Annotated in this window: 6 protein-coding genes and 1 pseudogene; 4 read left to right on the forward strand and 3 right to left on the reverse strand. The window is 38.1% G+C overall.

What is annotated here, in order from left to right; translation table 11 throughout:
- Positions 1-254 precede the first annotated feature (254 nt).
- The gene (gene rmuC / locus DB41_RS00950) at positions 255-1,685 is read left to right on the forward strand and encodes a DNA recombination protein RmuC (protein WP_039383374.1); all 1,431 of its coding nucleotides are present in this window, start codon (positions 255-257) and stop codon (positions 1,683-1,685) included.
- Between the two features lie 107 nt (positions 1,686-1,792).
- Here the strand turns inward: rmuC and DB41_RS00955 are convergent, their stop codons facing one another.
- Positions 1,793-3,058, reverse strand: a complete 1,266-nt coding sequence (locus DB41_RS00955; RefSeq protein WP_052243760.1) for an SH3 domain-containing protein — start codon at positions 3,056-3,058, stop codon at positions 1,793-1,795.
- A 207-nt stretch (positions 3,059-3,265) separates the two neighbouring features.
- Entirely contained in the window at positions 3,266-3,967 is a 702-nt protein-coding gene (locus DB41_RS00960) for a hypothetical protein (RefSeq protein WP_039383376.1), read from the reverse strand.
- A gap of 338 nt (positions 3,968-4,305) precedes the next feature.
- On the opposite strand from DB41_RS00960, the gene DB41_RS00965 reads away from it, so the two are divergent.
- On the forward strand, positions 4,306-5,604 hold the full coding sequence (locus DB41_RS00965) for a PhoH family protein (RefSeq protein ID WP_039383377.1): 1,299 nt from the start codon (positions 4,306-4,308) through the stop codon (positions 5,602-5,604).
- Between the two features lie 238 nt (positions 5,605-5,842).
- Positions 5,843-6,463: an exopolysaccharide biosynthesis protein gene (locus tag DB41_RS00970; RefSeq protein WP_039383379.1), complete on the forward strand. Its 621-nt coding sequence runs from the start codon at positions 5,843-5,845 to the stop codon at positions 6,461-6,463.
- A 315-nt stretch (positions 6,464-6,778) separates the two neighbouring features.
- On the opposite strand, the pseudogene DB41_RS12765 reads toward DB41_RS00970, so the two are convergent.
- Positions 6,779-7,249 (reverse strand): annotated as a pseudogene (locus DB41_RS12765) (transposase).
- A gap of 937 nt (positions 7,250-8,186) precedes the next feature.
- Here DB41_RS12765 and DB41_RS00975 point away from each other — a divergent pair.
- A complete protein-coding gene (locus DB41_RS00975) occupies positions 8,187-8,420 on the forward strand; it encodes a hypothetical protein (RefSeq protein ID WP_039383381.1) in 234 nt (77 codons plus the stop codon).
- Positions 8,421-10,423: the final 2,003 nt, after the last annotated feature.

Consider the following 10,423-nt stretch of genomic DNA (forward strand, 5'->3'; position numbering starts at 1 on the left):
CAATAATGTTAACTGTTTTGTATAAAATCCCTCCTTAAAAGCTGGTCAGGCGTGATAGCCGCTTGCCTGGTATTAAAGGCTAGGAGGGTAAGATAGAGTGAATGTAGGCTTTTACGTGTGTGTGATTGCCTCTTTGCTCAATCGAATTTTATTTGCCCCTTTAGATTTGGGCAAGGGAACAGTTTTATCGCAATTTTTTCTTGTGAAGTGCTAGGATAAGGGCATTTCATTTAGTTTGAGGGGAGGTTAAGCAGATGGATTATCTGGTAGATGGAGTATTAGCGCTGGTAATAGGCGCCTTAGGAGTGAGTTTTATTTGGACACTTTTAAAGTGTAAAGATAAACAGAGCGAAAAAGCTTTATGGATGGAAAAATGTCGAGTGCTAGAACAACAGGGACGAGAATGGCGAGAAAGCTTAGAAAGTAAAGAAATACAGCTTCAAAATTTTCGCGAAGAAAATAGCTTTCAAAGAAGTAAAATTGTGGAATTAGAAACGCAATTAACTCATCAAGCTCAGCAGATGCAAGAAAAGCTTGAGCTTTTGGATCAAGCTCAGCAAAAATTTACTGATACCTTTAATGCTCTTTCAGCAGAGGCTCTAAAATCAAGTTCGCAGATGTTTTTGGAGTTAGCTGCTGCTCGTTTTGAAAAATTGCAAGAAGGGGCTAAAGGGGATTTAAAAATGCGTGAGGCAGCCATTGACGAGCTTGTTAAACCCATCAAAGAGAAACTAGAAAAATTTGATAGCAAGATTGAAGATTTAGAGAAATCTCGTGTTTCAGCTTACGCTACTCTCACTGAGCAAGTAAAAAGCTTATATACTGCTAATGCGCAGCTACAGCAAGAAACGGCAAATTTAGTAAAAGCATTGCGTATGCCTCATGTGCGGGGGCGCTGGGGGGAAATTCAATTACGACGGGTTGTAGAAATGGCCGGGATGGTTGAAAAATGCGACTTTTTGCAGCAAGAAAGTTCTACCCAGGATGAGCGACGTCTAAGACCTGATCTTATTATTAATCTACCTAATAACAAACAGATCGTAGTGGATGCAAAATCGCCTTTGCAAGCTTATTTAGAGGCTTTAGAGATGCCTAACGAAACGGATAAAATTATGAAGTTAAAAGAGCATGCTAAACAGGTCCGTACTCATATCAATCAGCTTTCTGCAAAAGCTTATTGGGACCAGTTTCAGCCAGCACCTGAATTTGTCGTCCTTTTTCTTCCAGGAGAAACATTTTTTAGTGCAGCTCTAGAACACGATCCTTCTTTAATCGAACATGGAGTAGATCAACAGGTTATTTTAGCTACCCCTACTACTTTGATAGCTTTGCTGCGGGCCGTGGCTTATGGGTGGCGGCAAGAGCTGATTGCCGAAAATGCTCAGGCGATTAGCCAATTAGGCCGCCAATTATATGATCGCTTACAAGTTATGAGTGAACATTTTGAAGATGTAAGAAAAGGCTTAACTAGAGCTGTAGAAGCTTATAACAAGACCGTAGGCTCTTTTGAAGGCCGAGTGTTAGTGACGGCTAGGAAGTTTAAAGATCTTGGAGTGGGTGGGCAAAATGAAATTGAGCTACTTGAAACTGTAGATTTAAAGACACGGAGGTCGACAAATATGCCTACAAATATTTCAGAACTGGAAGAGAGTCCATTACAAACGCGGTTATCTGTCAATGAATAAAAAATGATAAGCACCTGGTTGTTTTTTCAATAGCTTTGAAGTTTTGTAGAAAAGATAATTTGCCTAAAGTAATGAGGCGCCTTTCAGCGCCCTAATAAAAAGGCTTTTTACTCTATCGAAAGAACAAAGAGGGCAGGATAGGCAAAATCATTATTATCTCGGGGAGAGGCTTTTAGTGTAATGTCCCGACCTAAATAGTTTTGCAGATTTACTTGCGTACTGTAAAGATAAGCCATAGGAAGCTGGGTAGCTGGATTTAAAAGCACGAAGTCGCCTGGTTTGTTACGAACAGATCGATCATAAAGTTGGATGACGCCTTTTATTGTGCTGGCTTGTTGCCACTGGTCTTCATAATAAGCCGAGATAGGCTGATTATCATGCATTTCTGCCCATGTTTCATATAATTGATTTTCTACGGGTAACCATGCACTCATTCTATCAACAATATGGCTACTTGAAGCTACAGGGGAGTTACTAAGAAGCTCGGGTTGATTAGCTTGTTCTAGCTCAGCAATTCTTTGCTCTTGTAAAGCCACTTTGCTAGAAAGTGTCTTGTTATGAGTGTGGAGTTGCTCGGCATGGGTGGAAAGATTCTCTAGATAATAGATCTTTTTCTGTAAATAATCTTCTTGGATAGTGGCTAATAATTCTCTTGCTCTAATTTGGATTTCTGGAAAGTCGGAGTAATTGTTAATTATTTTACTAAGATTATCATTAATCTTCTCTAAATTAATCTGATTCCACGGTTTAAGGAATTCTTGCTGACTTTGAGTAAGTGTGCTTTCAAGTAGGCTAACCCCTTCTTTTCGTTTATGATTTAAAGAGGCTTTTAAATCAGCATTGCCTATTTTTTCAATATATTCTTTAGCGATGTAAAAATGGGTAGAGGCAGGGGGAATAATTTCTAGCCATTTATTATTAAGAGCGCTAATTTGACCATCAACTTTGTCACCCGTTTGAAGTTGGGCAATAATAGGGGCCTCTAGATTAGGCTCTAGGCGTACATTCACACGGTTTCCTTCAATGGTGTTGTCTAATACATAAGTGCGAAAAACATATCCTTTAAGGTCCTCAGGGGCTGCTAAAGCATAAAAATCATCCCTTTCTCCTACAACAATCCATAAATCTCCTTTATTGCTTTCACGTAAAATAGGTGCTTCTAAATTAGGTTGAAGGCGGATTCTTACCTTGTTTTTTAGAGTGCGTCCTGTAAAAGCTGTAAAAGGTTGTGCGGGGGCAGAAGAATCTGGATTGAGATTTGAGGGGAGATGATGGGAAGAATAGGCTGTTTTTTCTAAGTCGCTATAAACAGGCTGGCTGAGACATTGAGTAAAGAAGAAAGTTGCCAGCAAGTACAAGGCTGCTTGATTCATCAGTTGGCTCCTAAAAGTAATAGTTATAGATAAAAATTTTATGGGCTAGATTAAAAATTGTCAAGGAAGTTAGGAGGTTTGGATAGAATTAATGCATCAGACAATTTTTTCTTTAAAGAAAAAGATAAAAAATAGTGCGATGCATTAATTTGAAGTGTTTACGGGCAAAAGAAAAATGGGGGATTAGCTAGGGAAAATAATAAGTTTTTAACTTTTAAGGACAGCTACTATATGCTCGCAGCTTGATTTTCCACAAGTACAGCCCACAGGATGTCCTAAATAGACTCTATAATTTTCTTGGGTATCTAACTTGTTCATCACATTAAATAGCTTATCACCTGCTTGGGTCACATCCCATTGTTGGAAGACTAGTTCTTCCTCTTTAACTTCCTCTTCTTCTGCGTTCATAGCGGTCATCATTTCTGGTTCCACAGCTATATTGATGGTGCGCACAATTTGGCAGTGAAGACAGTTACAGTCTAATTCTGCTTTAGGCAATACATTCAGCTCTTCGGGAGAAATAATTTTAGCGATAGCTGCAATCTTTTCTAAAATTTGCTTAGGAATATCGGGAGCATCGCGTTGTGCTGGATTATGAATTAAGGGATTGCCCATACCATCGATAGAGCCAATTCCCAGCTTAAAAGGCACTTCGCCTTGATCGGTATTTAACATGGCTTGAGATAAAGTAGGGTCATCCTCTTGAGAATCAATAGATTTTTCTAAATACTCAGCATGGGCACTGAAGATTTGCTCAATTACTTCTCCTTTAAGGTTAGGAATGTTAATTGATTCGCCGCCCATTAAAGTGATGACTAAAAAAGGTCCTTTCATTTGGAGAGATTTTACATGCCTCCAGCTAGTCGAAATATAAGGGGGGATGCTTAATATTTTATCATTAATTTTCATCCTGATACCTCACTTATTAAAAATAATGTAATAATCTTTAATTATACTCATAACATACGATAAAAGAAAATACAAGTCAAGTGTTTTTTAGCAGTCAAGGTTGTTGAGTGCTGAGTTGATTTGTAACATATTGACAAAGAAGTAAATAAGTAGTAAATAAGGTTTGCTCAGGAAAAAGAATATATTAAAAAATATTAATTTTTTACTTTTTTCTTCTCATTCCTTATCTTATATCTAAGAGACCTGCCTTACAGAAAAGTAAAATTTTCCTGTTTTCCTTTTTTGTTCAAGTCGAAAAGAAAATTTGCTACTGATTTATCGCAACAAGGAGATCTAGTATGCTCTCGAAAACATTTGTTCTTGATACTAACGTTTTATTGCATGATCCAGAAGCGATCATCAAATTTCCTGGCCAAAATGTGATTATTCCTGTCACGGTATTAGAAGAATTGGACAAAATGAAACGCTTGCCAAGCGATTTAGGACGTAATTCGCGTGCGGTCTTTCGCTATTTAAGTAATCTAAATACTATAGGCGCTGGAAACTTGCATGCCGGCGTTACTTTAGATAACCAGGCAGTGATACGTATCCAAGTCGAATTTAAAACCGATTACTCTTATAATTTTGCTCTTTCCAATAATGATAATAAAATTATTTTAGCTGCCTTCTTTCTAAAAGAGAAGGGAGAGAACGTGGTATTTGTTTCCAAAGATTTTGCTGCCCGTATTAAAGCCGAAGCCATTGGTTTAGAAACAGAAGATTACGAAAATTTAAAATATTCCTATGCATCCATGTATAAGGGGTTACGCCGGATAGAAATGCCTAAACATGCTATTGATGTGTTTTACAAAGATGGAGCTATTCAGGTAGAGGCCGAAGATTTACATCCCAATGAATATTGTATTTTTTCTTCTCCGGAGCACTCATCAGGGGTTGGTAAGTATAATGCAAAGCGAGGGATAGTTGAGCCCCTTATAAAAGCTAATAACCTTTGGGGAATTAAACCTCTTAACGTAGAGCAAAGATGCGCGATCGATGCCCTTTTGCGGGATGAAATCAAATTAGTTTCACTGATTGGGCAAGCAGGTACGGGAAAAACACTTTTAGCATTGGCTTGTGGCTTACGTAAGGTATTCGATGAAGGGACTTATACGCGCATTCTCGTTAGCCGTCCTGTGATTCCCCTTGGGCGTGACATTGGGTATCTGCCAGGCACTAAGGAAGAAAAATTATTAAATTGGATGCAACCTATCTATGATAATCTAGAATATCTCTGTGATTCAGCAGGAAGTGAGCCTAGCGAAACTCTGCGGTGGGTGATGGAAAGCAAAAAGATTGAAATGGAAGCCGTTACTTATATAAGGGGACGTTCTTTGCCAAAGATGTATATTATTATTGATGAAGCTCAAAATCTTACTCCTCATGAAGTGAAAACGATTGTTTCTCGTGCAGGAGAAAACACGAAGGTTATTTTAACAGGGGATCCTACACAAATTGATAATCCTTATTTAGATAAGGATTCTAATGGCCTTAGCTATGTAGTGGGACGCTTTAGCAATCAGCAAGTTTATGGACATGTATTTATGGAGAAGACAGAACGCAGTGAATTGGCAGCCCTTGCAGCTGAAATTTTATAATCCCTACACGTAATTAAAGGTTTTTAAGCTTATTGGGTCTGTTGCCAAAAGCTCTCCTTTTTAAGTAAACAACGAATAGGGCAGAAAAGACAAAAGTGGTAGGTGAAGCGCAACATTTTTTAGCCTTTAAAAAGATCTTTTAATCCAAATAAAGAGGATAAAGGTTGATAAAATGGATAGCCTTATACGCAAGTTTTTATTCTGAAGCTTACATCCAGCAATTTCATCACAGAGCAATATGTTAAAAAAATGTTCTTCTTTAGCTGAAAAGCTCGAGAATTTATTAAACCAAACGCATTCAGAAGAGCTATCGGTCCAAAAAATTATGGATCATTTGGCCGATCAAGGTTACGCTACCTTGTTAATTGTGTTGAGTCTTCCTTTTTGTAGCCCCATGCAAATTCCTGGGCTATCCACTCTTTTAGGATTGTTAATCCTTTTAATAGGTTTAAAGATTGCGTTTGGACATAAAGTCTGGCTTCCTAAGAGGTTATTGCAAAAAAAGATTCCCTTTTTGTTTTTAAAAAAGGTAATGTTCTATGTGCTTAAAATAGATACCAAGCTTGGTTTTTTGATTTCTACCCGGTGGGTAGGGCTAGTAAGAAATCGCTATTTACATATTATTCATGGACTGACCATTGCTGTATTGGCTTTCTTTTTATCTTTACCGCTTCCCATTCCTTTCACCAACTTATTAGCAGCTTTACCCCTTCTAGCCTTTGGCCTAGCATTTTTAGAAGATGATGGCTTTTTTATCCTTATCGCCTATTTTTTCGCCTTTATTTGCCTGCTCAGCTTTGCTGCTATTATTTGGTTTGGAATAGATTGGCTAATTGTATGGAAAAAATATATTTTTTAGCGTTGGTTATCTAAAAAAAATTTGTTTTTTAGGGGCGCTTAGAAGAAAAGCAAGGCTTTAAAATTCCTTCATTCGCTTAAGCTTTTCAATCATGATAGGCAAGTAATTAACGGATTGGAGGGGGTTACAAGAGGTATTCAGAACTTTTGAATGGCTAAAATCTACTATTCACTCAACCTTATTATTAGTGAAATACTCATAACTTAACGCGAGTTATCGGATAAGAAAGCACCCTAAGGCTGCTTCAATTATACCTAAGCTGTAAGCCAGCTCATTAACTTTTGTTTCTCCATGCAAGTCAATTGAATGCAGGGCTTACAGGACTAGTAAGCATAGGCCACTATTCCGCTGATTAGATTGGCAAAAAAATTCCACGGGCTGCGAGGTCGATGATGTTCGATTTGACAAGAGTTTTTCCAATTTATTGTTAACGCTTTCAATGATGCCTCGCTTTCTTAATAAAATCTTATCTACCAATGACATTAACTTGCTTTTCATATTCTTTATAAGCCTAGTAATAATTTCTAAGCCCTTGTCGTAAAGCTTGATAAATGATTGGAGGAGATGTATTCCTTGCCGGTAAACATTATGCCAAAAATGCTTTTAGACAGACTACAGGCAGGGATTTGGACCTCCACATTTCCTGGCGTTAACATAGTAAGCAAGAATTTTTCCTTTATCATTAATAATTAAATGTAGTTTGAATCCATAGAAGTACCCGGTAGAGGTTTTTCCTCTTTTTGCTATTTTCTTGAAAACTAGGAGGGGAGTGGATGCGACGAGTATGGCACACTGTCAATAGAGTAGAAGTGATAGATGAAATGCCTATACACTCTCTTTAAGCAAGCTTGTGAATAAACAAAAAGGAAAAATAAGCATGTTTTCATTAAAGTGATGAACTTATGATAGAAAGAACAGGAGGAAAATATTTCTTCCGCGAGGGAATGACTTGTCGCCTATAGTAATCTTTAAATGTTCTATAGCCACTTTTATAAAACATGACGACAATACTCATCGCTTCACTTAGTAATAATTTTGGCCCTCTATTTCTTTTATTGCTTTTCTAAGGAGTGGTTTTTAATTGGCTTTCAACCAATAGTTAGCACCATTCAATCTCAAATTGTTTACAAAAACCATCTTATCGCAAAAAATGGAGATGAATCAGTGGATATCTTTTTCAATCATTTCGGCCTTCTAGCTTTAAGTTTATTTGGTGAAAAACATTTTTAAACCATGTGAAGGTCTTTTTTTCAACTATTTCCTTATCCGATAACACGGGTTAACTGAAGAAGTAGGATGGAGAGGCAGCGCCTGTTGCCAAAAGCCATACTCAAAAAAATATTGCCAGTAAGCATTTCCTACCCATCGATACACCCCATTTTCATCAGAAGTTCCCTACATGTGTTGCAAGATAAGGAGCCCTACAGCTAATCTTAAAGGCTTAGCTAGTTGGCCTATTTTTCTACAAACAACTTATCAAATTCCTCTTCTAGCTGCTTCCATCTAATCAACTTAAGATAGCTTAGATAAGAGGATGATTTTGATTGAGTTCGCCGCTAAGGCGGAATTTAAAAAGGCGGCCTTGTTGGCTATCTAGCTTGTTTGGTTTCATAGTAAACTTTGCAAGAAATTAAGAGCTTTATAATAGATTGACTTGTAAAGAAAACATAGCATTTAAAAAAAGCTCCTAGAATCTTACTTCAAGGCGAAAATGCTTTAAATCATGTTAGACTATATAGTAGGAGATAGTTCTCTCTATACGCCAGCTGCCTTACAAGTCTTTAAAATAGAACAAAGCTTATTTGCCACGCATGTGCCCATGCAAATCAAAGAGGCCAAAGAACTCCTATTTGAAGCGCCTTACGACAAAACTGTAGAGATAGTAGAAGGCTATCGAGCTTTTAAGACTACCTCTTGCTATGCAGGCGTTGAACAAAGATGGGTAGTCATCTTTTAGCCAAGCGGCCTATCAAAGAGAATGCCGTACTTTAGCTAAGCATTACCTTAAGGACAGTGAAAAAGAAGCCAAAGCCTTTACTAAGCTCATGCAGCAAGAGTTTTCATGTCCAAGCGATGCTAAGCGCCAATTAGATAAGGTTGCAAAAAAACTTAAATATATACAAATTATAGAATCTCAAATGTTAGCAACTCAAAAGCATGCTACGTCTGGTTGGCCCAAAGCTCAGTAAAAACCTTTTACATCTAGCTATCAATTACAAGGCACAGTAACTTGCTCTTTGCTTAACAAGTTAGCCGATAACCCTCGGTGATAAGGATACGAATTCGTTTGACTTGCTTTTTTAATTATTTATATTTCTTTAAAAAATAAAAATGCTGCAAAGTTATCCTTACCAAAGGAAATAAAATGCATCCTATCACATCGGCCTCTATCGAAAGCTTGCCTAATGAATTGCTGTTCCCTATCTTAGAGGCTTGTGTAGTTCCCTCCTTATTTAGCGTCTGTAAAAGATGGAGCCACCTGTTAGCTACTGAAGTCATGCCTTCCCTTTATAAGCAAATAGGTAAAATGCACTTTTCTCAAGGAGATATTAACAAGCAGGCTCTTATCGTAGATAAAATTTATAAGCTAGAAGATAGGCCTTCAGAAATAGAAAAAGTCAAGGCAATCTTTAAACAAGCCTTTGCTCTATCTAAATCTCTTGCTCCTGCGGAGTTAGAATTTAAATGGAAAACCCAGGAAAAGAGATATTATACGCTAGCTAATTATTCCTCTTATCTTATAAATATTAATCGCCTGCTAATGTGGAAAAGACTGCCTGGTGGAGGGGAGTTCTTAGATCAAGAGAAGATCAAGTATCTACCTTTAGAAAAACAAGGAGAGCTTCTTAGAGGTTGGATTAAAGAAAATTGTGAAAACTTAACTTTGCTAGATTTATTTAGCGAAGGCTTGACTTATTTACCCCCAGAAATAGGCCAATTGTCTCAGCTGACACGGCTTCGCTCAGACTACAGCCAGCTCACCATCCTCCCTGCTGAAATTGGAAAGCTGTCTCAGCTGCAAAAGCTTGAATTAAATCAAAGCCAGCTCGCCAGTCTTCCTGCAGAAATCGGGCAGCTGTCTCAACTACGAGGGCTTTACTTGGATCAAAACCAGCTCACCGCTCTGCCTGTAGAAATAGGCCAATTGTCTCAGCTGCAAACGCTTGAATTAAATGAAAGCCAGCTCGCCAGTCTTCCTGCAGAGATCGGGCAATTGTCTAAGCTGCAATGCCTTATCTTAGATCAAAACCAGCTCACCGCTCTGCCTATAGAAATTGGGCAATTGTCTCAGCTGCAATGGTTTTACTTAAATCAAAGCCAGCTCATCGCTCTGCCTACAGAAATAGGCCAATTGTCCCAGCTGCAAACGCTTGAATTAAATCAAAACCAGCTCACAGCTCTGCCTACAGAAATCGGGCAGCTGTCTAAGCTGCAAAAGCTTGAATTAAAACAAAACCAGCTCACCAGCCTGCCTACAGAAATAGGTCAATTGTCTCAGCTGCAACGGCTTTTCATAGGCCACAATCAACTCACTACCATTCCTGCATAGATAGGGCAGCTGTCTAATCTGCTACAGCTTCACTTACATCAAAACCAGCTCACCGCTCTGCCTACAGAAATTGGACAGCTATCTGAGCTGCAATATCTTCTCTTAAATCAAAACCAGCTCACCGCTCTGCCTGCAGAAATCGGGCAATTGTCTCAGCTTATCATGCTTGAATTAGCGGGAAATCCTTTGAAAGATTTCGCCGAAAAAATAAGACAGCGTTTTCAATTGTAGAATGGCCGTAAGTACTTTTTAAATTGGGGTGGGCTAAAATGAAATAACAAACTTTTAGCCATCTTATTTTTAAACAAGTAATCAGCTTTTCTTCCGGCAACTAAGCAAGCTTAAACTACCCTACACATTTATAACGGCAAGAAGTTTTTCTCTTTTTCTGTAGATTGCTATGCTGGGAG

The sequence above is a fragment of the Neochlamydia sp. TUME1 genome (assembly GCF_000813645.1).
Classification (GTDB): Bacteria; Chlamydiota; Chlamydiia; order Chlamydiales; family Parachlamydiaceae; genus Neochlamydia.

What these genes read in the sequence shown, in the direction of transcription:
- DB41_RS00955 (WP_052243760.1), bottom strand. Translation starts at nt 3,058, where the DNA reads ATGAATCAAGCAGCCTTGTACTTGCTGGCAACTTTCTTCTTTACTCAA.
- DB41_RS00960 (WP_039383376.1), bottom strand. Translation starts at nt 3,967, where the DNA reads ATGAAAATTAATGATAAAATATTAAGCATCCCCCCTTATATTTCGACT.
- DB41_RS00975 (WP_039383381.1), top strand. Translation starts at nt 8,187, where the DNA reads ATGTTAGACTATATAGTAGGAGATAGTTCTCTCTATACGCCAGCTGCC.
- DB41_RS00970 (WP_039383379.1), top strand. Translation starts at nt 5,843, where the DNA reads ATGTTAAAAAAATGTTCTTCTTTAGCTGAAAAGCTCGAGAATTTATTA.
- rmuC (WP_039383374.1), top strand. Translation starts at nt 255, where the DNA reads ATGGATTATCTGGTAGATGGAGTATTAGCGCTGGTAATAGGCGCCTTA.
- DB41_RS00965 (WP_039383377.1), top strand. Translation starts at nt 4,306, where the DNA reads ATGCTCTCGAAAACATTTGTTCTTGATACTAACGTTTTATTGCATGAT.